Below are 24,367 nucleotides of genomic sequence, written 5' to 3' on the forward strand. Positions count from 1 at the left end.
ATCAACAGATACTCCCCTAGTAGTGGCGAGCGAACGGGGACCAGCCGAGCCGTGAATGTGACCAGAACAGTCTGGAAAGACTGACCATAGTGGGTGACAGTCCCGTATGGGAAGCATGATCGGACGTATTAAGTAGGGCGGGACACGTGAAATCCTGTCTGAAGATCGGGGGACCACCCTCGAAGGCTAAGTACTCCTTGCTGACCGATAGCGAACCAGTACCGTGAGGGAAAGGTGAAAAGCACCCCGACGAGGGGAGTGAAACAGTACCTGAAACCGAACGCCTACAAGCAGTCGGAGGGACCTCGAGTCCTGACGGCGTACCTTTTGTATAATGGGTCATCGACTTGGTCTCACGTGCAAGCTTAAGCCGATAGGTGTAGGCGCAGCGAAAGCGAGTCTTAAATGGGCGTCGAGTTCGTGGGATCAGACCCGAAACCGAGTGATCTAGGCATGACCAGGATGAAGGTTAGGTAACACTAACTGGAGGTCCGAACCCACACCTGTTGAAAAAGGTCGGGATGAGTTGTGCCTAGGGGTGAAAGGCCAATCAAACTCGGAGATAGCTGGTTCTCCGCGAAAGCTATTTAGGTAGCGCGTCATCCGAATACCCCGGGGGGTAGAGCACTGGATGGGTAATGGGGCCCCACAGGCTTACTGATCCTAACCAAACTCCGAATACCCGGGAGTACTAGATGGCAGACACACGGCGGGTGCTAACGTCCGTCGTGGAGAGGGAAACAACCCTGACCTACAGCTAAGGCCCCCAATTCGTGGCTAAGTGGGAAAGCAGGTGGGACGACCAAAACAACCAGGAGGTTGGCTTAGAAGCAGCCATCCTTTAAAGATAGCGTAACAGCTCACTGGTCTAAATAAGTTGTCCTGCGGCGAAGATGTAACGGGGCTCAAGCCACGAGCCGAAGCTTAGGACTGCATATGCAGTGGTAGCGGAGCGTAGTGTGAAAAAACCCACTCCTCCTTACCGCCCTCGGGCGGATTGGAGGAACGGGTTTGGCTGTGAAGCCGGGCTGTGAGGCACCGGTGGAGCGATCACTAGCGAGAATGATGACATGAGTAGCGACAATGAGGGTGAGAGACCCTCACGCCGAAAGTCCAAGGGTTCCTGCTTAAAGCTAATCTGAGCAGGGTAAGCCGGCCCCTAAGGCGAGGCTGAAAAGCGTAGCCGATGGGAACCACGTTAATATTCGTGGGCCAGGAGGATGTGACGGATCGCAGGTGTGGTGAGACCTTATCGGATTGGTCTTGCCGCTGAGCGGTTCCTGGAAATAGCCCTCCATCAGACCGTACCCTAAACCGACACAGGTGGACTGGTAGAGCATACCAAGGCGCTTGAGAGAACGATGTTGAAGGAACTCGGCAAAATGCCTCCGTAAGTTCGCGAGAAGGAGGCCCGGTTCGTGGGCAACCATGGGCCGGGGGCACAAACTAGGGGGTGGCGACTGTTTACTAAAAACACAGGGCTCTGCGAAGTCGCAAGACGACGTATAGGGTCTGACGCCTGCCCGGTGCCGGAAGGTTAAAAGGAGAGGTGCAAGCCTCGAATTGAAGCCCCGGTAAACGGCGGCCGTAACTATAACGGTCCTAAGGTAGCGAAATTCCTTGTCGGGTAAGTTCCGACCTGCACGAATGGCGTAACGACTTCCCCGCTGTCTCCAACATCGACTCAGCGAAATTGAATTGCCTGTCAAGATGCAGGCTTCCCGCGGTTAGACGGAAAGACCCCGTGCACCTTCACTACAGCTTCACACTGGCATCAGGCATGCGATGTGCAGGATAGGTGGTAGGCTTTGAAACCAGGACGCCAGTTCTGGCGGAGCCTCCCTTGAGATACCACCCTTCTCCTGCTTGATGTCTAACCGCGGTCCGTTATCCGGATCCGGGACCCTGTGTGGCGGGTAGTTTGACTGGGGCGGTCGCCTCCCAAATAGTAACGGAGGCGCGCGAAGGTTGGCTCAGAGCGGTCGGAAATCGCTCGTTGAGTGCAATGGCAGAAGCCAGCCTGACTGCAAGACTGACAAGTCGAGCAGAGACGAAAGTCGGCCATAGTGATCCGGTGGTCCCGAGTGGAAGGGCCATCGCTCAACGGATAAAAGGTACGCCGGGGATAACAGGCTGATACTGCCCAAGAGTCCATATCGACGGCAGTGTTTGGCACCTCGATGTCGGCTCATCTCATCCTGGGGCTGGAGCAGGTCCCAAGGGTACGGCTGTTCGCCGTTTAAAGAGGTACGTGAGCTGGGTTTAGAACGTCGTGAGACAGTTCGGTCCCTATCTTCCGTGGGTGTAGGATACTTGAGAGGAGTTGCCCCTAGTACGAGAGGACCGGGGTGAACGATCCACTGGTGGACCTGTTGTCGTGCCAACGGCAGTGCAGGGTAGCTATGATCGGACAGGATAACCGCTGAAGGCATCTAAGCGGGAAGCCCCCCTCAAAACAAGGTATCCCTTGAGGACCGTGGTAGACCACCACGTCGATAGGCCGGAGATGTAAGCGCAGCAATGCGTTCAGTTGACCGGTACTAATTGTCCGATAGGCTTGATTTGATCCAGTAATAGCCAAGCTATGCTGGTCATCAGCAACACAACCCCAGTGTACGCGACTTGGAGAATGGCTCTTCCTCGGTTTGGTGGTCATAGCACGAGCAAAACACCCGGCTCCATTCCGAACCCGGCCGTTAAGTGCCGTCGCGCCGATGGTACTGCGTCTCAAGACGTGGGAGAGTAGGTCGCCGCCAAACCTAGAAAGAGCCATATAACTCTCTGTTCGATGTTCCGTCCCTATATCAAAAAGACATGGGACGGACGCGCATGGCTCTCGCCAAGCGCAGAATTGGCGCGGGGTGGAGCAGCCCGGTAGCTCGTCAGGCTCATAACCTGAAGGTCGTAGGTTCAAATCCTACCCCCGCAACCAACACTAATTCTCCAAGACTATCAATGCCTTCCAGCCGATCCCCTTCCGGGGTGCCGGCCGTTGTCGGCGGCGTCAGGGCCTCCGCACCTGTCGCAAGACGCAGAAGACCCGCCAGCGCCCCGTGAAGCTCGATCGTCAGGCCTTCCCCCTCCGCAGCCGGTGTCAGAACGATCCGGTCCACAAGCGCCCGAAGCGCCTCCTTCGCCTCTTCCATCCCCGCGGCGTCCCCGAGACCGCGGATCAGTGCGCCCACCCGGTCCCGGTAAGTCAGCGCCATAGACGGATGAAACCGGACGGGGCCGGAGGCCGGGGCCGAGGAAAGCGCCGCCTCCAACTCTCTGCGCCGCGCATCGAGCGCCAGCATCCGGTCCTTTACCTGCTCCGCCGGGATCCCGGCCACGATCGCGTCCACAAGCTTTGCGTGGCTGCCTCTCACGCGCGCCAGCTCCTTTTCCAGGTTGCCTCGACCGGCCAGGGCCGCGTCCTGCAGCCGGTTGCGCTCAGCCGTGTATTCCTTGCAGAACGCTTCCACCAGACCGGGATCCATCAGGTGGTGTTCCAGCGCATCCAGGACCCGGCGCTCCAGATCCACGCGCTTGATCGTCCGCATGTTGGTGCAGATCGCGCTGCCCTTGTTGCGGGCCCGCGAGCAGCCAAAGGCGTCCTGGCTGACCTTTGCGAATCCGCCGCCGCAGCAGCCGCATTGCATCAGGCCCGAGAACAGGAACCTCGGCCGCCGCCGGTCCCATACCGGAACCCGCGTCCCCTTGGAAATCAGCGCCCCTTGGCGGCTACGTACCGCCTGCCAGAGCTCATCGTCGACGATGCGCAGTTCGGGGACCTCCGTGATCTCCCACTCCTCTTCCGGGTTCATCCGGCTGACCCGCTTGCCGGTCATCGGGTCCTTGGCATAGCTCTGCCGGTTCCAGACCTGCCTGCCCACGTAGAGCTCGTTGTTCAGGATGCCGGTGCCGCGTTCGCGGTTCCCGTGGATGGTCGATCCCTACATCACCCACAACATGACGCATGAGCAGATCAACACGGCGTTCGACCTGCTGCACGCCGGCAAGTCGATCCGGTCGGTCATCCACTTCCAGCCGAGCGAAACCATGCTGAACAACAATCTGCCGGGTGTGATCGTCCCCGCGTGATCGCCCTCTGCAAGGGACAGAGTCAGCAAAGCAATCAGAAAGGGCCCGCCAAGAGCGGGCCCTTTAGGTCGGCCAAGACCATAGCTGCCGCTTTGACTGAAGGCTGCAGATGGCGGGTGTCACGGTGGCGATACCGTTCACGTCCGGCGCAGCATGACGATCTGCCCTGCTACGAAGGGCGGGAATGTATGTGCCGACTGCTGTTCGCAAGAGCTTTTGGCGTGGCTGCAGATATCGCTGATTTGTATCCGGTCTATGTGTCGGCTCATCATCGACGCCTAGATCCGCTCAATGCAGGTTCTGTCGGTGTGGTCGAGAGGCTGAGGTTTCGTCGCGAAGCCCACCTTCTACAGAACGACCGGTTCGACGGCACTTGGGGCGATGAGTTCATCTATGCAATATTGAAAGCCGAGTGGGAGGATCGCCAGGGACTGTAATGGGAGCCCACTCCGTCCCTTGGCGTCTACAGGGCATGCTGCAACCGCGATGAACGGCCGCTTCCGTGATCCTCGGACGGCGCGGGCTTGAGGTGTCGAACGGCGGCTATCGGCAGAGCGCGCCCGAGCGGGCGGCCCGAGGCGCTCCAAGGCCATGCTGCACCGCCGCAGGTCCGCTCCGAGCCTTTGCCGTCACCTCTGATTTGGAGGTATGAGCTCCTCCCCGAGAATCGGACAGTGATGTAAGCTACGATCTGACGTCTGCTGGTCTCCAAGAACGAGGAGATCGGAGCATGTCGAAACGCAGGAACCATGACGCGGGCTTCAAGGCTCGCGTGGCGCTGGAAGCCGTGAAGGGCGAGCGCACCGTGTCGGAGCTGGCCGCGGAATACGGCGTGCATCCGACCATGATCCATCAATGGAAGAAGGCGCTGCTCGAGGGGGCGTCGGACATCTTTGAACGCGGCGGAAAGAAGAAGGCAGAGGTCGACGGCGAGACGGCGCGGTCGCTGCACGCCAAGATCGGGGAACTGGCAGTCGCCAACGATTTTTTGTCACGAAAGCTCAAGCCCTGGACCGGCAAGTGAGGCGCGGGATGATCGAACGCTCTCAGCCCACGCTGTCGGTCGGTGAGCAATGCCGCCCGCTGTCGATCTCGCGGTCGTCGTTCTACTACACACCGCAGGGCGAGACCGCAGTGAACCTGGCGCTTATGCAACTGATCGACCGGCAATTCCTGGAAACGCCGTTCTACGGCGTCCAGCAGATGACTTGGCACCTACAGAACGAGGGCCATGCCGTGAACGTAAAGCGCATCCGGCGGCTGGGGCCACGGTCCCCTACAACTGTGGGGGCCATACTCCCTTGGGGTTTCGCGCCACCGCAAGCCGTTGCGATTGATGAAGATAATGCCACTCAGAGCACGTCGATCATCAACTCTGGGCTTGCCATGCGACTTCGGAAAGTAAGGCTCCAGACGTGCCATCTGTGCGTCGCTCAACCAGAAAAGATCAGACATGGTCACCACTCGTTTTCGAACGGTGAATCATGCACGCCGAACCAAATCAATGGGCCCTGACCCTAAGCGCGGACCCAGATCACCGCAATCGCCCGCCCTGCTGCGCGAGACGAAAGCTCCGCGCGTCGGGCGATTGCTCAACCTGCGCCAACCGGCGTAAACACAAATTGGGCTCCGGTCGCGGCTGGATGAAAGTTCAGTGGTAAGTCAAGCACGCCAGCGGTAATGGGTAAACTGCGTCACCCCGATGGACCGCACCGCCTCCGCCACTGATCGACCCTGCGATACCAGCAAGTCGACCTGCCTAGGCTTCGCGCCGATCTCCTCCGGCTTGTGCCTCTTCTGCGCTTTGTTGTATAATCGAAGGATCTCGCGTCGCCGAGTGGCTCTCGAGGCCGGACATTGCGCTGCTTGGCGAGCAGGAACCCTTCGTACAAGCCGCTGCAGCCGCTGATTTCTTCGATTGTGCAATAACAGCCCTCTTCTGGCCCATTCATTCGTCCTCCATTTAGCTCGAAAGCCTACTTCGGGGAGGACCACTTTTCAGCGGACAGGCCAGACGCGGGTCTATGCTTTCATCCCTTTCGGTTCATTTTATTTGGCAACACTCCAAACTCCTTGCGAAAAGCTGCCGAAAAATGGCTGAGATTAATATAGCCGAGATCTGCCGCGACCGTAGTTACAGAAGCGCGTCCGATCGAAAGTCGATGGTGCGCTGCGTGCATTCGCTCTCGCTGAAACAGTTTGTAGGGGCTCGTGCCGAAGAGTTTTTTGAAACCGCGTGTGAGTGAGGGGGCGCTCAGACCAGCCTCGTGCGCAAGTGCAGGAATACTGGGCGCAGCACTCAAATCCGCCAGAAGCAAATCTCTCGCGTGCAAAAGCTGACGTCTCAAATCGGGGTTCACGCTTTCGACGCGCGAAGGCGTCCGACATTCCAGAAACAAGCCTGCGATCGATAGCGCCTGTGCCTGGAACCAAAGCGGATGGCGTTGTGATGGCTGGTCACGATCGTGAAATGCAAGCTCGCGGTTCAGCATATGAATGACGGCGGACAGCTCTCCCCCGAGATAACCCCCGCTTGAGCCGCCATGTTTGGTGAGCTCTACAAGCTCGGTGTCGTCATCATCCACCCATTGGTTGAACAGGTTGTTTTCGACCATGATCGTCAGGTTCTCGAGCGCCCCCTTCTGCCGGTAGATGCCACTGCGCCCTGGCCGATATTCTATTGAACCCGTGTTGCATCGCACAGGCAGGACGGCGTCTGGCTTGTCAGTGAAGCTCCGCGAGGCAGTGCCCTTGAGATTCGTGGTGAAGCTCAGGCTGACACGGTCGCTGTCGTCTTTCAGCGGCAGCTCCATGCCGCCCTGAAAACTGCCAGCCCAGTAAAGGAGGTCTACCCCGTCCTGCAACTTGAGGAAGACGGCTCGACATTGACGGCCCTGCGTGGGGTGGAACAGACCGGTGTCACGTAAGGCCTTGGAAACCGGTATGAAACCACGCGCCTCCCCAAATGCATGTCCCATCGCCTGCCCCATTTGGAATTATACCTGATTGATTGTATCAGGATTGTGTTTGATCGAAATCGGGCGGCACGGCAAGGCGTGATCTGATTTGTCCCGCGTGAGATCACAGTCATGGAGCCCGAAACGTCCTATGCACTTGCCAGCACGCCCTTATTCCCGTCCGCGGGGCCTCGTTGTGATCCTGACGATCAGCACGGTCACCTTCCTGCCCCCCATGGCCAAGGCCCAAGAGCAGGTGTCATCCGAGTTCCTGGGGGTTGTTCAACTCGATCCGATCACAATCAACGGGCAGGATGATCCCCTCAATTTCTCCTCCGTGCATGAGGGTGAAGATATCGAAAAGGGGCGGTTGCGAAATTTCGAAGATGTTCTGCGGGCAACCCCCGGGATTGGTGTGAACTCGTCGGGGGGAACGAACCTCTCGACTATCTACATCCGCGGTGTCGGGTCGATGTATCCCATGAGCCTCGATGACAGTGCGGCAACATTTACACTGGACGGCAGCCCGTTGAGCGCGCGGCATATCTCGCTGGGAACACTCGACGCGGAGCGGATCGAGGTCCTGAAAGGGCCTCAGGGTACGAAATCCTCCGCTGCGGCTTTGGCCGGGACTGTCAATGTGATCACTGCAAAACCGAGCCGTGTGCAGGAAGGATATCTGCGCAGCGAGATCGGACAGGAGGGGCAGTACCTTCTGGAAGGGGCCGTGGGTGGGCCGTTGTCCGAGACGTTGAGCGGTCGGGTGGCCCTCCGCTATTCTGGCAGTGAACATTGGGTGGAAAACCTGCAGACGGGCGGGCCGGTGAGCGACCCGAAGGAGTTTGCGTTCCGTGGCTCGCTTCTGTGGGAGGGGCAACAGGGAACATCGGCCTTGCTGACATATGAGCACCAGAAGATAGAGGCATTGCCCAATCTGATCATGCTCAAGCCCTATGATCGCTACGGCAAGCTTGATCTTCCCCGGGGCCTCTACGATCAGGTCGAAAAGTCGATTGATCGCACATCGCTTCAGATTACGCACGATCTCGGGGGGAGCCGGATCACCTCGCTCACCTCCTATCTGACCGGCGATAATACAGAGGTCGCGGCGTATGACCGGATCCTCTACGAGGCCCTTTATGGCACACCGGGAGAGTTCTGGAATATCGATGAGGCGCGGGAAAAGGTCTTCAATCAGGACATCCGGTGGGCGTCCTCGGAAGGGGCCCCATTCGATTGGGTCATCGGGGCCTCTTTTGAGCATTTCGATGGGTCTTATGATACGCCGCGAAATACATACGGGACGTCCAGCGCGACGTTCCGCGATTTCGAAAGTGAACGCTATGCGCTTTACGGCAACGTGACGATCCCTCTGGGGGGCGAGGTGGATCTGAGTGCCGGGCTGAGGCAAAACTGGACGGAGTCCAGCTACGATGGCGCCTATCACGGCGGCAGCTCGATTGTGTATGAGAGCCGCTCGCGTAGCGAAGACTTTCTGACGGGGCAGCTTGGCCTGTCCTGGGATGTCTTTCCTGCAACCACGCTCCACGCAAAAATCGCGCGTGGTCATGTGCCGGGTGGCTATAATATCTACGCCACACAACCGGCCGATAGCGACCCCTATCATGGTGCAACGAACGACACTGTTGAAGTCGGTTTTTCGACTGCTTTCGCGGATGGCGCACTGGAGTTGAACGGCGCCTTGTTCGCCAGTCAGGTCGACAACAATCACCTTTTGAGCTACGATTCAGTGACCTATGTCGTCAGCACTCTGAATGCCGATACCAAAAGCCGCGGCCTGGAGCTTCAGGGCACTTGGCATGCCAGCCCCGCGTTTTCCATTTCGGCCGGTGTGAGCTATGTCGATGCCGAAATCACCTCAAATGTATTCGGGATCGGCGACGGGGATGTCAATTCCGGAAACAAGGTGCCCGATGTCGCCCCTTGGACCGCTCATCTCTCGACGAATTACAGGCGAACGGTGCAGTCGTTTCTAGGGCTTGCAAATCCGATTCTTGACGCGCGGCTTGACTATAGTTTCGTCGGGAGCCGCCCAGCTGACCCACAGAACCATTTCGATCTCGACCCTTATCACAAGCTCGATATGCGACTGGAGCTGACGCAAGGGCAAACCGAGTATTATGTCGCCGTGGAGAACCTGCTGGATGAGCAGATCGAGCTTTACGGCTACTATGCACCTGACAGTGGCGCGAGTTATGGTGGGATCGCCCGTGGGCGCGCAGTGACCGTCGGCCTGACGCACAGGTTCTGATCATGGCGGATGATTTGCGGTGTGAGGGTGGCACCGATGTCCTGGGCATGCGTCAATGGACTCTTCTCGCAAGCCTCTACTCGACGCAATATCTCGGCCTTAACTTTTTCGTGGTCGCCCTGGTGGCAATCCTTCGGACCGAGGGAGCCCAGCTCGATGTATTGGGGCTGGTCTACATGCTGGGACTGATCTGGCCGCTTAAACTGATCTGGGCTCCGATGATAGATCGCTTCACGATCGGCCGAGGCGGCCATTTCCGCGGCTGGCTGCTGTTGACGCAGGGACTTTTGGTCTTGCTTCTGCTGGCAATTGGCAGGTTCGATGTGATCGACGATTTTCCACTCGTCTATGCGCTCTGTCTTGGCGTGGCGTTACTGGCCGCGACCCAGGACATCGCCGTGGATGGGCTGGCATGTCGCCTATTGCCAGAGACCGGCCGTGGTTTGGGGAACGGATTGCAGATCGCTGGTGGCCTGGTGGGAAATATGGTGGGAGGCGGTCTGATTTTGATGCTCTACCCCCAGATCGGTTGGGAAGGCTGTTTGACACTCCTTGCGGTTCTCACGGCGATTCCCGCGGTTCAGCTCATTGGCTTCGAGGAACCCGCCTGGCAGAGATACGGGGATGCGACGGGTAAGCTCTATCGCAGGATGACGGTGTTCTGGTGGCAGCCGGGACAGAGGTGCTGGTTGGGAATAGTCCTGCTCGTTTCGGCATCGAGCGGAATGGCTTATGCTGTTCTGATGCCGCTTTTGGTAGATCAGGGATGGGGGCCAGCCCGGATCGGCCTGGTGGTGAATGTGTTCGGCTCCATTGCCGGTCTCGTCGCTGCCCTGATCAGCGGATGGCTCATGCATCGCCTCAGTCGTCGCGACGCGCTGGTTATGGGGGTGGGCCTTCAGATCACCGGTGTCGCAGCGCTTCTATTGCCGGCCTGGGGGCTCACACAAGCAGCGGCGTTTGGTGCGATCGCCTATTTCCTGTGCTATAATCCGGTTTCGGTCGTGATGGCGACCATGATGATGGACCGCGCCGCGCCGCAAAGCGCCGCCACGGATTTCACCTTGCAGTTTACGTCCGGACAATTCGCCGCGATTGCGGCCATGTCTGCAGGTGCGGCCATGGCCGCTCAGATTGGGTATGGAGGCGTTCTGGGTGTCGCTCTCGGCGCCGGATCGGTGGCTTTGTTGCTAGCCGTGGGGTTCGGTCGAAGCCGAGCCGCAGGATGAAGCGTTGGAGCGGTTCTGGCTCATATGGCTTTGTTGCACAAATCGCCTCTGGGGAGTCACTACTTGAATCCAGCACGATAGCGGGGAGACCATAAGCAGTTGCCCCCCCCGAAAACGACAAGACCACGAACTGGTCGTCCTGCAATGAAGCATTGAGACAGGCGTTGTTGCGCAAATGCAGTATGGATTCATGTTGCGAATCCAGGGTGCTAGCCAGTTGGCATGAGCAGACCTGCGAAGACCACCACCTGGCGTGGCTATAGGCCCGCCAGTTCTTGATCTGGTAGGTCGGCGGTAATAGTCGCTTACGCCTCCCAGCTATCACTCTGGATTCAAGCAACAAATCTCCAAGCCGATTTGCGTAACATAGCCCATTCCAATTGCAGGTGACCGCGACACTGAACCAGCTATATTCGGTATTGATCCGACAAGGAGACCCAGACATGGTACAGTAGATGGTGGTTATCCGGTATGTCCGGCCAACCTTAAAAGGGAACGCGGTGCGGGCTTAGGCCCAACGCCGTGACTGCCCCCGCAACTGTAGGCGGCGAGCGACCCCGAAGCGACCACTGGGCAGCAAGGCCCGGGAAGGATCGGGGGAGCGGCGACCCGCGAGTCAGGAGACCTGCCATCTGTTCGATACCAACCCGGGCGGGGTGCCCCGGACGAGGAGCAGATAAGATGGACCATGCCGTCCTGAGACTATTGCTACCGCCGGTTGACTCCGCCCCATTCGCGCGGAGGGCGCAATGCATCTTCACACCACGATCAACGGACCCATCATGGCGCCCGAAAGTCCTGAACGGGCCCGGGAACAGGGACAGTTGGGCTACATGCAATGGCTCGGTTCGATGCCCGGCAACGCGCCCTACAAGGACGAGGCGATCTACGCCTGTATCGCGGCCATGGATCTGGAGCGATCGAAACCGGCCGTCGCGGTGTTCTGCGAACTGATCCGGGCCTCCCTGCGTAAGCCGCTCCGCCGCCTTGATCTTGCCCTGCCCCGACCGCGACGGCGCGGAGGCGCAGCTGTACGACGTTCCCGCCTCTGAGACAGTCGGCGCGCGCCCCGCGCCGATCCGAGGATCAATTGCGCCGGACCGCGGCCCGCGACCAGTCAGACTCGGCGCTCCCCCAACGATGGTCGTCACTTCTGAAGAAGGATCATGGTCATGACCGCCAACCCGCTCACCGCCGCGCTCGACGCCGGCCCCGTCATCTGTGCCGAAGGCTTCCTGTTCGAGCTGGAACGTCGCGGCTATCTCGCTGCGGGCGAGTTCGTCCCCGAGGTCGCGCTGGATCACCCGGAGGCACTGCGCGCGCTCCATCTCGACTTCCAGCACGCCGGCTCGGACATCGTCGAGGCCTTCACCTACAACGGCCACCGCGAAAAGATGCGGGTCATCGGCAAGGAATACCTGCTAGAGCCGCTGAACCGCGCCGCCCTGCGCATCGCCCGCGAGGTCGCGGATATGCAGCCCGGCAACCTGATGGCCGGCAACATCTCCAACACCAATATCTGGGACCCCGTCGATGCCGGCAAGCAGGCCGAGGTTCGTGCCATGTTCGAGGAGATGGTCGGCTGGGCCGTCGAGGAACGCGCCGACATGATCGTGGGCGAGACCTTCTACTATGCCGGCGAGGCGCTTCTGGCGCTTGAGGTTGCTAAGGCCAGCGGCCTGCCCGTGGTCCTCACGATCGCGCCGATGGCCGCGAACGCGATGATGGATGGCGTCGGCATCGTTGAAACCTGCCAGCAGCTCGAACAGGGCGGCGCCGATGTGGTCGGGCTGAACTGCTTCCGTGGGCCAGAGACGATGCTGCCATGGCTCAAGGAAGTGCGCGCCGCCGTCTCGTGCCATGTCGGCGCGCTGCCGGTTCCCTATCGCACCACGCCTGCAGAGCCGACTTTCTTCAATCTCTCCGATCCCGGTTGTTCCTGCCCCGCGCCCCACGGCCGGACCTTCCCGACCGCGCTCGATCCGCTTCAATGCAGCCGGTACGAGATCGGCGCCTTCGCCCGCGAGGCCCATGCGATGGGGGTCGATTACCTGGGGGTCTGCTGCGGGGCCAATCCGATGCTGATCCGCGAGGTGGCCGAGGCCGTGGGGCGCACCACCGAGGCCAGCCGCTACTCCGAACGGATGGAAGCTCATTTCATGTATGGCAGCCATGATCGGTTGCCCGCCCACATCCGAGCCCTCGGCGAGCGCGCCTGATCCTGCCGGCCCGTCGGCAGTTGCCGGCGGGCCGATCCCTCCTGACGGTCATGACCTGGCGAAATGAGCGAAGCCGACGCGGCGAAATCTCAACGGCCACCCGCTCGGACCGGGGCCAACGCGGCGAAATCACTGCCGCCTAGTATTTTCCTTCCGTCGTAGCCACGAGCCGCCGCGGCTGGTCGCGGTGAAGTATCATCTGGGCAAGCAGGATCTCAATGTCGCTGCCGCTCAACACTCAAATCCAACCGGAAGATCCTGGATCAACCCGGCCCTGATTGCGGGGGAAGGTCACATCCTCAATCCGATCCACCAGATGCCGGGACTGAACGCCGAGCGTTTCAGCCGACAACCTACGGCGTTGCGTGATCCACCAGAACCAATGGGATGCCTGCGGCGCAATGCTCGATACGAGCGGGGACCCCGTAAGCACGGGAGATTACCGGGGAAGAAATCACCTCTTCCGGGGGGCCGAAAGCGATCAGCGAGCCCTCCGAGAGCACAGCGAGTTGATCACAGGACCTGATCGCGAGATTGATATCGTGGATGGCGATCATGGCGATGGCGCCGGTTTCACGCAGGAGGTCTCTAACGGCGTTAATCACCGCGAGTTGCCATTTCAGATCAAGCGCGCTGGTGGGCTCGTCAAGCAGCAGAAGCTTCGGGTTCCGTACGGTGACTTGAGCAAGGCCAACCATCTGACGTTGTCCTCCCGACAGCCGATCCATGCGCTCGAGTGCGAGATGGCTGATGCCGAGGGCGGAGAATGCGTTTTCGACGGTTTGTTCCGCGGTTGGCGTATCCAGCGCCCTGACCGCGCGGCAGGCGGCCAGCACCGCTTCGTAAGCCAGCAGAGGGCTGGCAGGCGGCAAGGATTGGGGCAGGTAACCGATTGTCTCGACGCGAGTCTTGTGGTCGGCGGCCGCCAGATCCACGCCGTTCAACTCGACGCGGCCGGAACCTGCGCCGAGGCCGGCAATGGCGCGCAGAAGCGTCGATTTGCCGGAGGCGTTCGGGCCGAGAAGGCCAACCAGTGATCCTGGTGCCACCGATGAGAGTGACAGGTTTTCTATCACCGGTCGGCGCCTGTAACCGGCTGAAAGATTGTGGATTGCGAGACCTGTCATGCATGACGCTCCCTGGCGATCAGCAGCGACAGGAACAGCGGGACTCCCACGATCGAGGTGACGATACCGAGTGGGATTATCACTCCCGGAATGACCATCTTGGACCCGATCGACGCCAGCGAAAGGATCAGCGCTCCCGCAAACGCAGCGCCTGGCAGGAAGAAGCGGTGGTCTTCACCCAGAAGCAGCCGCGCGATATGCGGCCCGACAAGGCCGACGAAACCGATCGTGCCGACGAAACAGACCGCGACAGCTGCCAACAGGCTTGCGCGCAACATTACTGTCAGCCGAAGCCGTTTCGTATCGATCCCCAGGCTTTCAGCCTGTGCCTCGCCAGCACGAAGAGCAGTCAGCTTCCAGACATTTCGCAAGGACAGGGGGACTGCAACGATCAGAACGCCTGCCACGGTTGCGATTTTCGGCCAGGTCGTCCGGCCCAGGCTGCCCATGCCCCAGAATACGATCTGTTGCAGCGTGTCGGCATCGGCCAGAAATTGCAGCAGGGCCACAACAGAGTTTATCGCGAAGACCAGGGCGATACCGAACAGGACCACGCTGTCGGCACCATTGGCTTGCGTTTGCGCGAGCACGTGGATGAGGAGTGCGGCCATCGCCGCGAACAGGAAAGCGCTTGCCGGCAAAAGTGCTTCTTGCGGAAGCCAGCTCACCGAAAGGCCCGTCACCAGAACCAGAGCGGCCCCGAGGGTAGCGGCGGCGGAGACACCCAGCGTAAAGGGGCTGGCGAGCGGATTGTTGAGGACCGTCTGCATTTCCGCGCCCGCCAATCCAAGCGACGCGCCGACAAGGATCGCCATCACCGCATAGGGCAGGCGGACATTGAACAGGATGTAGTGCATCGAACTCGGCAACCCGGCGGAATCCAGAAGGCCGGTGATCACGACGCCGGGTGACAAGGCGGCCGGTCCTGTGAAGACATCGCAAATGAACGCGATGACCAGCAGCCCAAGCATGAGGATGAGGATCAGAAACCTGTATCTGACGAAACTGGCATAACCTTGAGCGAGTGACCGAGCCGCGGCCGGTATCTGCAGAGAATGTCTCAAAGTAGGGGGTCTTTCATGCGAATTTGGTTCCACGGCCTGTTCCGGGCATAAGCCTCGGCCGTCTCGCTGAACGCCGCGATAGCCGGGAAGGGGCGGGTGTCCGGCCGAAGTTCACCGGCCTTGCGGATGATGGGATTCGGAGCGACCCTCTCCGAAACAGGGTATTCGTAGCCGACGTCCGCGTAGATCTGCTGGCCATTGTCTCCGGCAAGGTACTCCAGGAAGGCGACGGCCTCTTCGCGATGCGGTGCATGTGTTGCGACAGCGGCGCCGGTTATGTTGATCGGGGTTCGGCCGTCATCGAATGTCGGCACAATGGCCCGCAGGCTTTCGCTCCAGGCCTTCTGCTCCGAACCACCTGCGCCAGCTTGCATTTCACCGAAGTAGTAGGAATTGGCGACACCGATCAAGGCCCGCCCCTCGGCAATCGCCCGCGCGGCGTTCCGATCACCTCCATTGCCCAGCGGGTTGTTGGCGGCGATGCCCGCCAGCCAGGCTTTGGTTTTCTCCTGCCCGTAACGGGCCAGGTAGGCGGCAATCAAACCCGTGTTGAACATGTGGTCAGCCGACCGGATGAACATCCGGTCGCGCCAGCGCGGGTCTGTGAGGTCGTCATAGTCGAGACGCGTCACATCGAGCGACTTTTCCACGAAGATGAGGCGCGCGCGCATGGATTGCGCGAACCAGCGGCCCTCGGGATCGCGCAGGTAGGCTGGCACCAGTCGATCAAGCGTGCCGGATCTGACCGGCTGTGCAAGGTTGGCGTCCGCGAGTTTCAGGAGCCGTCGGAAATCGACCGTGAGCACGATATCGGCGGGGCAATCAGGTCCTTCCTCCTGCATCAGCGGAGCTGCGTCGGACTTGATGTCCCGGATCGTCACCTCGACCCCGCTTTCCTGGCGGAAACCGTCGGCCAACAACTGCGTGAATTCGCGGTGGCGGGTGGAATATACGGTAAGCTTACGGCTGGTCATCTGGTCCGCTCATGCTGAGAGATCGAGGGCAACGGTGTAGACACCGTCCTGCGGGAGCAACGGGAAGCGCTTGCGAAATGCGGCGAGCGTCTTTCGAGCGTCGAAACCATCCTTGATGCCCGGGTTGAGCCAGCCGGCCAGTGCTTCGAGAGCAACCAGATGCAGCGGCGTCTCATTGAGACCATGCCAGACGGCGTAGGCGCGCTTGTTGCGCACCGCGTTCAGTTCCGCGATGCCGGGATCCGAGACGATCCGGATCAAGCTTTCGCGCGCTTGGGCTTCGGTGACGTTCGCACCGATGGAGATACCGCCTGCGGCGTCCCCTTTCAGTCCGCCGGTTGCGACATAGACATCAGGTTGGCGCGTCAGCATGTATTCGAGATTGATGGGACCGACCGCTTTCGGCAACACGTCAGCCGCGATACTGTGGCCACCCACCAGGGCGGCGAGATCGGCAAAGCTGCCCCGTGCGATGCTGGCGCAGCAGGGCATCACCCCCGCGTGGCTGTGGAAGACCAGATCGGTGGGGGCTCTGGATCGATCGCCAAACGCCCCGGTGATCCGTTTCAGCGTCGCCTGGTAGAAGGAAATCGTGTCTTCGCCGCGTGTTTCCTGCCCGAGCAACTGGCTGAGGATTCGAAGGCTCGGAACCGTGTCCTTCAGCGGATCCTGTGCAAAATCGACCACCGCGACAGTGAGACCCGCCTGGGTGAGGCTGCGGATGAAGGACGTGCTCCCGTCGTTGTCGACCGGTCCGGCATTGAAACGGCTGATCAGCACCAGATCTGGCTGAAGCATCAGCAGCCTTTCGATCGCGTAGTCGCTGCCGACTCGCCGGCCGATGACGGGCAGTGACTTGAGCGCGGGAAACCGGCTGCTCCATGCTTCGGCCTCGTTCGGAAACGTCCTGTTCAGATCGTCAGCCCAGCCGGCAAGAATTGCGATTGGATCCGGATGAACCATGCCGATCATGCTGAGAAAACGCCCTTGCCCCAGCACGACGCGCTTGGCCGGCCTCGCAAGCCTGACCTCACGGCCCAGGAGATCGCGAACCACGATACCGGGGTTCGCCCTGGCAAGACCCGGGGCCGCAAGCGCCATCGCGCCGCAAACGAAACCACGCCGCGTAATCGTATCCATGTCACTCATCGTCGCGCGTTTCCGATGCCCTTTGTAATCTTGACTGTTTTAATCATAGTTCTTATGGGGGGTGCAACACGCTTGAGGCAAAGGCGCAAAGCCTTGAAATTTATCGTATATTAGGAGGTGTCGTGGGTCATTTTCGTGCGTTCGCTCTTGTTTTGATCGCCAGTCTGAACCTCATGTCCACAGCCTCGGAAACGCGGGCGCAGGATGATGTCGTCGTGCTCCCGCCGGTCGTCTTGACAAGTGAGGGGGAGGATTCGGACAGCTATGTGGCCGAAACGTCGCGCGCCGCCACCAAGACAGCCACGCCACTGATCGAGACACCGCAAGCCATTTCCGTGGTCACCGAGGCCGAGCTGGAAACGCGCCAGGTTCAGTCCGTCGGTGCGGCCATCCGCTACAATTCCGGCGTCCTCGGCGACTATTGGGGTGGCGCCGATCTGCGATACGACAAGACTTTGATCCGCGGCTTCGATTCCGCCCAATACCTCAACGGGCTCAAGCTGAGCAAAGGCAGGTTCGCGGGCCTGGGACGGCCGGAACCGTTCGGCCTGGAACGCATCGAGGTGCTGAAGGGACCGTCTTCGGTGCTCTACGGGCAAAATGCTCCGGGCGGTCTCGTCAACCTTGTCAGCAAGAAGCCGACGTCCGAGACCATTCGCGAGATCAACACCTCGGTCGGCACCTTTGGGCGTCGCCAGGGCTCGTTCGACTTCGGCGGAGAAATCGACGCGGAAGGCAAGTTCCAGTACCGGCTGGTCGGCCTGGCTCGCGATAGCGGCACCCAGACCGATCACGGCAGGGACAATCGCCAGTACCTGGCGCCTTCCCTGCGCTGGACGCCAACGTCCGATACCACCTTCACGCTTCTGGGGAGCTATCTTCGTGAGGACCTTGGGAACCAAGTCAACGTGTTGCCGCCGGTCGGCACACTGACGTCAGCATCCTTCGGAAAGATACCGACCAGTTTCTACGCGGGCGAACCCTCGTTCGACAAATTCATTCGCACGTCGCGCTCGATCGGCTACGAGTTCGAACATCACTTCGATGACGTCTGGACGGTCCGGCAAAACCTTCGTTTTGACAGGCAGGACGCGGATTACCGTTATGTGAGCTATTCCGGTGCCGCCCTGGCCGGCACGACCATGCCGCGCAAACGCTCTTTTGTCGATCAGTCCCTCGAGTCCTTCGCTGTCGACAACCAGGCCGAGGCGGAGTTCACAACGGGACGTGTCTCCCACGATCTCATGGTGGGTCTGGATTACCGATACATAGACTCCGCCTTCCGGTTCGGTACGGCGGCCGCCTCCAGCCTGGACATCGAAAACCCGGTTTACGGCGCGCCGGTTTCAATGCCGCCGACCACCCGCAGTGAAGAGACAGATCAGCATCAAACCGGCTTTTACCTGCAAGACCAGATGCGGTTGGGGCGGTGGGCGTTCACGCTCGGCGGTCGTTACGACGTCGTCAGCAGTTCGACCCGGAACCGGCTGACGAACACGGTCGTCGACCAAGATGACGAGAAATTCACGTGGCGGGCAGGCGTAGTCTATCTGGCGGAGAACGGCCTCGCTCCTTACGCCAGCTATTCGACCTCATTCGAGCCGACACCCGGCAGCGATTTCGCCGGAGAAGCTTTCAAGCCGACAACCGGCGAGCAATTTGAAATCGGCGTGAAGTATCAGCCGGTCGGCTTCGACGGCTTCGTGACCCTGTCCGCCTATGAGCTGACCCAACAGAACGTCACGACGACCGATCCCGTCAATACCAGATTCGATGTCCAGACCGGCGAAACCAGGGTACGGGGTATCGAGCTGGAAGGTGTCGCCGCCCTCAGCGACAGCTTGAACGTGAAAGCCAGCTACACCTACATGGACGGCAAGGTGACACAGAGCAACGACTATCTGGGGAACGTTCCGGCTCAGATACCGGATCACGTAGCAAGCCTCTGGGGCGACTACACCTTCCCGGATGGTGGTCCGCTGGCTGGCCTGGAAATCGGCGCTGGTGTGCGTTATATCGGCGGGCGTTTCGGCGATGCGGCCAACCGCATGGATCTGCCGGCAACGACATTGGTCGATGCCTCACTCCGCTATGATTTCGAGAACCTGAGTCCCGATTTTGCAGGCCTGAGCTTGAGGGTCAATGCAAGCAACCTGTTCGACAAAACCTATGTCGGTCAGTGCGCGAGCACCCGGTATTGCCAATATGGCGGACGACGAACCGTTTCAGCCTCGCTCGGATTCCGATGGTGATGAGTGATCGTGCCGCGGTTCAATTGCTCAGATCACGGTTGCCTTAAGTCAGCGCCATCGACGGGTGAAACCGGACGGGGCCGGGGGCGGGACCGAGGAAAGCGCCGCCTCCAACTCCCTGCGCCGCGCATCGAGCGCCAGCATCCGGTCCTTTACCTGCTCCGCGGGGATCCCCGCCATGATCGCGTCCACAAGCTTCGCGTGGCCGCCTCTCACGCGCGCCAGTTCCTTTTCCAGCTTGCTTCGACCGGCCAGGGCCGCGTCCTGCAGCCGGTTGCGCTCGGCCGTGTATTCCTTGCAGGACGCTTCCACCAGACCGGGATCCATAAGGTGGTGTTCCAGCGCATCGAGGACGCTGCGCTCAAGATCCACGCGCTTGATCGTCCGCATGTTCGTGCAGATGGCGCTGCCCTTGTTGCGGGCCCGGGAGCAGCCGGAGGCGTCCTGGCTGACCTTCGCGTATCCGCCGCCGCAGCCGCCGCAGCCGCCGCATTGCATCAGGCCCGAGAACAGGAACCTCGGCCGCCGCCGGTCCCATACCGGAACCCGCGTTCCTCTGGAAATCAGCGCCCCTTGGCGGCTGCGTACCGCCTGCCAGAGTTCATCGTCGATGATGCGCAATTCGGGGATCCCCGGCGGCATCAGGCTCGCACCCGATGCCGCACGGTCGAAATAGACCTTCACCACCTCATATCCCTGGCGATCTGTCTGGGTGCGGTAGGCCCGGATCTGATCTTCGATTGACGCATCACGCTGCAGCTCTGTCGAATAACCGAACCGCCTGCGTTCTCCGGACAACTCTTTCAAACGCTGACGCAGCCCTTGGTCCTGCGGCCTGCTTGACCTTCGCCGATAGACGCGCGGATCAAGCCCGGCCAAGGCACACGCCCTCCGCTGGTTATAGTTCTTCTCTGTCATGGCCCAGTCCACGGCACGTCTCCGAGCACCGGGCTTCAGAAGCGTCCGCAGGCTCACTCGAACGCGTGGCGTTCGCCTGCTCCCATTCCCAGCATTTCCTTGAGTGTGGCGACGTCGAGCATGTGCTCCGCCAGCATCTTCTTCAGCTTGGCGTTCTCAGTCTCCAGGGCCTTCAGCCTCTTGGCCTCGGACACTTCCATGCCGCCATACTTCGAGCGCCATTTGTAGAAGGTGCCATCGCTGATGCCGTGCTTGCGGCACAGTTCCTTGGCACCTATCCCGGCCTGATGCTCCTTCAAGATGACAATGATCTGCTCTTCGCTGAAACGGCTTTTCCGCATCGTCTGTCTCCTCGTTTGGAGAACAGGCTAACCTCAAACCGCGGACTGTTCAGGGGAGCACGTCACGCCTCTGCGACGAATCGGCCTGACAGACCAGCAACTCCACCCGCCTGAGTATGCCGGGACTTCATCGGATTCGTGAGTCCTCTGGCTCATGTTTCGTTCCTCTTTATGGGCCCAAATCCTCCCTTGGGGGCAGAGAAGCCAACCAATAGGGTATGCTCATCGATCAGGTCTCCTTGCGACGCCTGAAACAGGCCAAAAGCTTGAAATAAATAAATCCAGAGACTGATGTCCGAAAATGAAGATTGCCCCAAATAGCCACCTCAAAGTCTTTTCGGCCCCTGGCTCCACGCGCATCGCCGTTCGCTGATGCGTCCAAATCCTTCGCGTGACTACTTGTAGACCGCACACCTTTTGCGTGTTACCTTTAACCCGTCAGGTCGGCTTGAGCATTGAAGCTGACGATTGCCTTTCGGTGGTCCTTTTCCGGTAAATTTTCTGGCCTCGAGATTGGCCTGATGTCTCTCAACATAGCATGATCGCCTTTCGAAACGGAGGGTGCATCAATTTCAATTGAGGAGCAAAATATGACCAAAAATCTGATGGAAAGCGTTGAGCCTCAGCTCTCCGTTCCGGTGAAGCGCGTGAATGCCGGCGCGGCTGTTGGCGAAGATGGCGCTGAATTCTCCGATACGACGGTCGTGATCATCCTGGCTTTTGAAGACGAAGCCTGATCTGCGGCATTGCTAAGGAAAGCTGCGCGCTGTGGTCAAAGTCGAAGAAATTGCCGGTGTGCGGGAGCTTTGGCGAAAGTCGACGGGCTTGCCAGAGATCTGCGTGGCCGTTGTCGACGGCCTCGTCGACCTTGATCACCCGGTATTTCACGGTGCGCAGCTGTCCTGTCTGGACAATGTTTGGCAGGACTTGTCGAGTGGAACCAGTGTTGGTCATGGAACGCATGTTGCCAGTCTCATTTTCGGACAACCGGGAGGGCCGGTACCGGGGATTGCCCCAGGGTGTTCCGGAATTAACGTTCCGGCTTTTTCCGACGTAACGCGCCGCTCTTCGCAACTGGAAATAGCACGTGGAATCGAACTCGCGGTCGAGCACGGCGCACATATCGTGAATATCAGCGGAGGTCAGTTTTCACAGTCGGGAGACCCGGAGGATGCGCTTGGGAGGGCACTCCGGCTTTGCGGCGAAGAGAATATCCTGGTGGTGGCTGCGGTCGGCAACAACGGCTGCTTTTGCAACCATGTTCCCGCGGCAGTGTCCACGGTTCTTGCGGTTGGCGCTCTTGGCGACGACGGTTTGCCGCTTCCGCAAAGCAATTGGGGTGCCGCGTATAAAGGCCATGCAATTCTGGCGCCGGGGCAAAACCTGCTGGGCGCCGAGCCTGGCGGCGGGCTGGTTCAGATGACCGGCTCCAGCATGGCGGCTCCCGTCGTTTCGGGTGTCGCGGCCGTTCTGCTTAGTATGCAGGTGGCGGCTGGCCACAAGCCGGATCCACTGGGTGTCGGCGCGTTGCTGATCTCCACTGCAGATAAGTGCGACATAGGCGAAGCCGGGCACAAGCCTGACGGAAGCGGATATTGCGACCGCTTTCTGAGCGGAGCCATAAACATAGAGAGGTCAACAAGGATTATGTCTGAGATGCTTCGGAATGGCGAAGGGGCCGAGGCCAGCGCATGCGGCTGTAAAAAGCGCGCGGAGTCCGGTGATCCTGAATTGGGTGTGAGCGTCGCGGCGGAAGTGGCGGCGGCAGAGCAAAGCGTTGTCCCTGAGGCGGCTCTTGTTGTGCAATCAGCACAGGAAACAGCTGCCTCGGAACAGTCGAAGCCACCGCAACAGGCGAATGCTCCACAATCGGGGCCTCTGGCAATGATCGACGGTCCGATTCTGTCATCTCTTCCTGGCGGGATGCGGCAACGGGTCTATGCGCTTGGCGAGCTTGGCTATGATTTCGGCACCGAGGCGCGGCGCGACACGTTCAAGCAGCTGATGGCGCCGCAGGAGATCGACGGCACCGTCCTTCCGCCCAACCCCTATGATGCCCGCCAGATGGTCGACCATCTCGCGAACAACCCGTCGGAAGCGCGCTCGCTGATCTGGACGCTCAACCTCGAACTGACGCCGATCTATGCGCTCGAAGCCAGCGGCTCGTTCGCCGCCGAGATCTACGGCCTGCTCACCCGCCTGCTGACCGGCTCGGTCGCCGCAGACGATGACCCCGCTCACATCGAGCGCGTCGCCATCCCCGGCGTGCTGAGCGGGCGGTCGGTGAAACTCTATTCCGGACAGGTGGTGCCGATCGTCGAGATCGAGCAGATCCGCGGGCTTTATGGCTGGGAGGTCAACAAGCTGGTGGAGGCCGCGGTCAGCGCCGCGCAGGCGCATGGAGACGGCGCTGCGGAGGTCGCCACCATCACCGAGAACCTCCGCGAGTTCCTGACCAAGATCTATTACGATTTGCGCAACCTGGGTACGATGTCGCGCGACCGGGCCTTGAATTTCGCGGCAACGAACGCGTTCCAGGCGGCACAGACCTTTGCCAGCGCGCTGTCAAGGGGCATGGCCGTGGATACGATCAACGTCGAGAAGAGCCCGTTCTGCCGTCTCGACAGCGATTGCTGGGACGTCCAGCTGCGCTTCTTCGACCCCGAGAACAGCCGCCGCGCAAGACGCGTCTACCGCTTCACTATCGATGTCAGCGACACAATGCCCGTAACCCTCGGCGAGGTCCGTACATGGACCGCGCCGCAATAACCGAACACAGAGGAGGAGAAAGTCATGAACCGGACTACCCCGACAGAAAGCGATCCGAACACGGTCGGCACGGTTGTGCTTCCTTATGAGTTGGTCGTCCCGGTCGCCGACGTGTATCTGGTGGGATATGGTATGCGAGCGCCGAATGATTTCACGCTCGAGACCGTCGCCGTCATGAAGCAGGCCAAGCGCATTTTCGGTGTGCCACCCATCGACGCATCGGCCTTTGGCATACCGCAAATGGAGAGCCTGCTGCCGCTCTACGGCCCTGACAAGAAGCGCTCGGTAACCTATCGGGAAATGGTCGACACCCTGCTCGATGCGGCAGAGGCAGACGGACCGGTGGTCTTTGCCACCTATGGTAGCGCCATGGTTGGCACTTTGCCGGCGCATTTGATTCTCGAGGAAGCGGCCTCGCGCGGGCTCAGGGCCCATGTCAGCAACACGGTTTCCTCGTTTGACGGCATCTGGTCGCGCTTCAACATCGAGCCCTTTTTCGGCTTTCAGATTTGGGAGGCCACGGCCTTCGTCACAATGGAAATCGTCCCCGACACCTCTGCGAACCTCTTGTTGCCACAGGCCAATGTATATGGCGTGAAAAGTGGTCCCGATGCCAGCAGGAATCTTGAAATCGCGAGAACGACAACCGTTGCGGAATTGCGGGATCACTTGCTGAAATTCTACCCGCCGGATCACAGGATCCACCACGTCAAGGCAGCATCCGGCTCAGGTGAAAGCGGCGTGAACGCTGTGGTCGAGACTATTGAGCTGAAAGATCTCGATCAGCCGGGCCGTCAGCTCGTAAGTTCCCTTCTGGTTCCACGTGCGCCCGACTATGCGCATAAGGGAAAACTTCGATTGGATTTCAAAATGCATATTTCTTCGGATCAACCTTCCACGGAGGAAAAATAAATTTTCCACCTCGATTGAGGTTGCGTATATTTGGTCAAATGATTTTATAATAGGTCGAAATTTTCGAATGGAAGGAATCTCTCGTTGTTCAGTCTCAGCAT

General features: G+C 59.9%; 17 protein-coding genes, 1 tRNA gene, 2 rRNA genes, 4 pseudogenes and 1 riboswitch (1 of these 25 running past the window's edge). Of the genes and pseudogenes, 16 read left to right on the forward strand and 8 right to left on the reverse strand.

Annotation, left to right across the window (positions count from 1 at the left end):
* The 3 genes from A6W98_RS03880 to A6W98_RS03890 form a co-directional block, all read left to right on the forward strand.
* Window positions 1-2,565 (forward strand): 23S ribosomal RNA (locus A6W98_RS03880); it begins 261 nt to the left of the window's first position.
* A 79-nt stretch (window positions 2,566-2,644) separates the two neighbouring features.
* Window positions 2,645-2,759: ribosomal RNA gene (gene rrf, locus A6W98_RS03885) — 5S ribosomal RNA — on the forward strand.
* A gap of 96 nt (window positions 2,760-2,855) precedes the next feature.
* Window positions 2,856-2,932: transfer RNA gene (locus tag A6W98_RS03890), tRNA-Met, on the forward strand.
* Here the strand turns inward: A6W98_RS03890 and A6W98_RS22275 are convergent.
* On the reverse strand, window positions 2,889-3,926 hold the full coding sequence (locus A6W98_RS22275) for a recombinase family protein (protein ID WP_414478771.1): 1,038 nt from the start codon (window positions 3,924-3,926) through the stop codon (window positions 2,889-2,891). The genes A6W98_RS03890 and A6W98_RS22275 overlap by 44 nt on opposite strands.
* Here A6W98_RS22275 and A6W98_RS20810 point away from each other — a divergent pair.
* The 4 genes and pseudogenes from A6W98_RS20810 to A6W98_RS22100 all read left to right on the forward strand — a co-directional run.
* Window positions 3,925-4,083, forward strand: coding sequence for a hypothetical protein (locus A6W98_RS20810; RefSeq protein WP_425600702.1), 159 nt, complete (start codon window positions 3,925-3,927; stop codon window positions 4,081-4,083). The two genes, A6W98_RS22275 and A6W98_RS20810, sit on opposite strands and share 2 nt — an antisense overlap.
* Before the next feature lie 188 nt (window positions 4,084-4,271).
* On the forward strand, window positions 4,272-4,520 hold the full coding sequence (locus A6W98_RS20130) for a GNAT family N-acetyltransferase (RefSeq protein ID WP_196760241.1): 249 nt from the start codon (window positions 4,272-4,274) through the stop codon (window positions 4,518-4,520).
* 293 nt (window positions 4,521-4,813) lie between these two features.
* Window positions 4,814-5,107, forward strand: a complete 294-nt coding sequence (locus A6W98_RS03900) for a transposase (protein ID WP_042458148.1) — start codon at window positions 4,814-4,816, stop codon at window positions 5,105-5,107.
* Window positions 5,108-5,232: 125 nt separating this feature from the next.
* Window positions 5,233-5,334: pseudogene (locus tag A6W98_RS22100) on the forward strand (hypothetical protein); the annotation flags it as partial.
* A 36-nt stretch (window positions 5,335-5,370) separates the two neighbouring features.
* Here A6W98_RS22100 and A6W98_RS21435 read toward each other — a convergent pair.
* A pseudogene (locus A6W98_RS21435) lies at window positions 5,371-5,538 on the reverse strand (transposase); the annotation flags it as partial.
* A 66-nt stretch (window positions 5,539-5,604) separates the two neighbouring features.
* Here A6W98_RS21435 and A6W98_RS22280 point away from each other — a divergent pair.
* Window positions 5,605-5,730: pseudogene (locus A6W98_RS22280) on the forward strand (IS3 family transposase); the annotation flags it as partial.
* A gap of 383 nt (window positions 5,731-6,113) precedes the next feature.
* Here A6W98_RS22280 and A6W98_RS03905 read toward each other — a convergent pair.
* Window positions 6,114-7,061, reverse strand: a complete 948-nt coding sequence (locus A6W98_RS03905) for a helix-turn-helix domain-containing protein (protein WP_168161806.1) — start codon at window positions 7,059-7,061, stop codon at window positions 6,114-6,116.
* A gap of 175 nt (window positions 7,062-7,236) precedes the next feature.
* On the opposite strand from A6W98_RS03905, the gene A6W98_RS03910 reads away from it, so the two are divergent.
* The 4 genes from A6W98_RS03910 to A6W98_RS03925 all read left to right on the forward strand — a co-directional run bounded on the left by A6W98_RS03910 (window position 7,237) and on the right by A6W98_RS03925 (window position 12,760).
* Entirely contained in the window at window positions 7,237-9,312 is a 2,076-nt protein-coding gene (locus A6W98_RS03910) for a TonB-dependent receptor (protein ID WP_231098359.1), read from the forward strand.
* A 2-nt stretch (window positions 9,313-9,314) separates the two neighbouring features.
* Window positions 9,315-10,541 (forward strand): MFS transporter, encoded by a 1,227-nt coding sequence (locus A6W98_RS03915; protein WP_052677908.1) that lies wholly within the window; start codon window positions 9,315-9,317, stop codon window positions 10,539-10,541.
* Window positions 10,542-10,980: 439 nt separating this feature from the next.
* Window positions 10,981-11,188, forward strand: a riboswitch (cobalamin riboswitch).
* Window positions 11,189-11,290: 102 nt separating this feature from the next.
* Window positions 11,291-11,593 carry a hypothetical protein gene (locus A6W98_RS03920; protein ID WP_042458151.1) on the forward strand — a complete coding sequence of 101 codons (303 nt, stop codon included), beginning with the start codon at window positions 11,291-11,293 and terminating at the stop codon, window positions 11,591-11,593.
* A gap of 120 nt (window positions 11,594-11,713) precedes the next feature.
* A complete protein-coding gene (locus A6W98_RS03925) occupies window positions 11,714-12,760 on the forward strand; it encodes a homocysteine S-methyltransferase family protein (RefSeq protein WP_042458154.1) in 1,047 nt (348 codons plus the stop codon).
* Window positions 12,761-13,113: 353 nt separating this feature from the next.
* On the opposite strand, the gene A6W98_RS20145 is transcribed toward A6W98_RS03925, so the two are convergent.
* From A6W98_RS20145 to A6W98_RS03945, 4 genes are all read right to left on the reverse strand, one after another.
* Entirely contained in the window at window positions 13,114-13,887 is a 774-nt protein-coding gene (locus A6W98_RS20145) for an ABC transporter ATP-binding protein (protein WP_072071645.1), read from the reverse strand.
* On the reverse strand, window positions 13,884-14,858 hold the full coding sequence (locus A6W98_RS03935; RefSeq protein WP_081252024.1) for a FecCD family ABC transporter permease: 975 nt from the start codon (window positions 14,856-14,858) through the stop codon (window positions 13,884-13,886). The genes A6W98_RS20145 and A6W98_RS03935 overlap by 4 nt, the downstream gene beginning before the upstream one ends.
* Window positions 14,859-14,947: 89 nt before the next feature.
* Window positions 14,948-15,925, reverse strand: a complete 978-nt coding sequence (locus A6W98_RS03940; protein ID WP_052677909.1) for an extracellular solute-binding protein — start codon at window positions 15,923-15,925, stop codon at window positions 14,948-14,950.
* Window positions 15,926-15,934: 9 nt separating this feature from the next.
* Entirely contained in the window at window positions 15,935-17,065 is a 1,131-nt protein-coding gene (locus tag A6W98_RS03945) for an ABC transporter substrate-binding protein (protein ID WP_063490875.1), read from the reverse strand.
* Window positions 17,066-17,196: 131 nt separating this feature from the next.
* Here A6W98_RS03945 and A6W98_RS03950 point away from each other — a divergent pair, with 131 nt between their 5' ends.
* Window positions 17,197-19,326 carry a TonB-dependent siderophore receptor gene (locus A6W98_RS03950; protein ID WP_081251758.1) on the forward strand — a complete coding sequence of 710 codons (2,130 nt, stop codon included), beginning with the start codon at window positions 17,197-17,199 and terminating at the stop codon, window positions 19,324-19,326.
* A 768-nt stretch (window positions 19,327-20,094) separates the two neighbouring features.
* Here A6W98_RS03950 and A6W98_RS20150 read toward each other — a convergent pair.
* Window positions 20,095-20,585 (reverse strand): annotated as a pseudogene (locus tag A6W98_RS20150) (transposase); the annotation flags it as partial.
* 590 nt (window positions 20,586-21,175) lie between these two features.
* Between A6W98_RS20150 and A6W98_RS20820 the strand changes: the two are divergent.
* From A6W98_RS20820 to A6W98_RS03970, 3 genes are read left to right on the forward strand one after another with little or no spacing between them, the layout of a single operon-like run.
* On the forward strand, window positions 21,176-21,322 hold the full coding sequence (locus A6W98_RS20820; protein ID WP_155734713.1) for a hypothetical protein: 147 nt from the start codon (window positions 21,176-21,178) through the stop codon (window positions 21,320-21,322).
* A gap of 31 nt (window positions 21,323-21,353) precedes the next feature.
* Window positions 21,354-23,354: a PatA/PatG family cyanobactin maturation protease gene (locus A6W98_RS03965; RefSeq protein ID WP_063491304.1), complete on the forward strand. Its 2,001-nt coding sequence runs from the start codon at window positions 21,354-21,356 to the stop codon at window positions 23,352-23,354.
* 24 nt (window positions 23,355-23,378) lie between these two features.
* On the forward strand, window positions 23,379-24,266 hold the full coding sequence (locus tag A6W98_RS03970; RefSeq protein WP_042458169.1) for an SAM-dependent methyltransferase: 888 nt from the start codon (window positions 23,379-23,381) through the stop codon (window positions 24,264-24,266).
* The last annotated feature ends 101 nt before the right edge of the window (window positions 24,267-24,367 follow it).

This window comes from Rhodovulum sulfidophilum DSM 1374, from assembly GCF_001633165.1.
Lineage (GTDB): Bacteria > Pseudomonadota > Alphaproteobacteria > Rhodobacterales > Rhodobacteraceae > Rhodovulum > Rhodovulum sulfidophilum.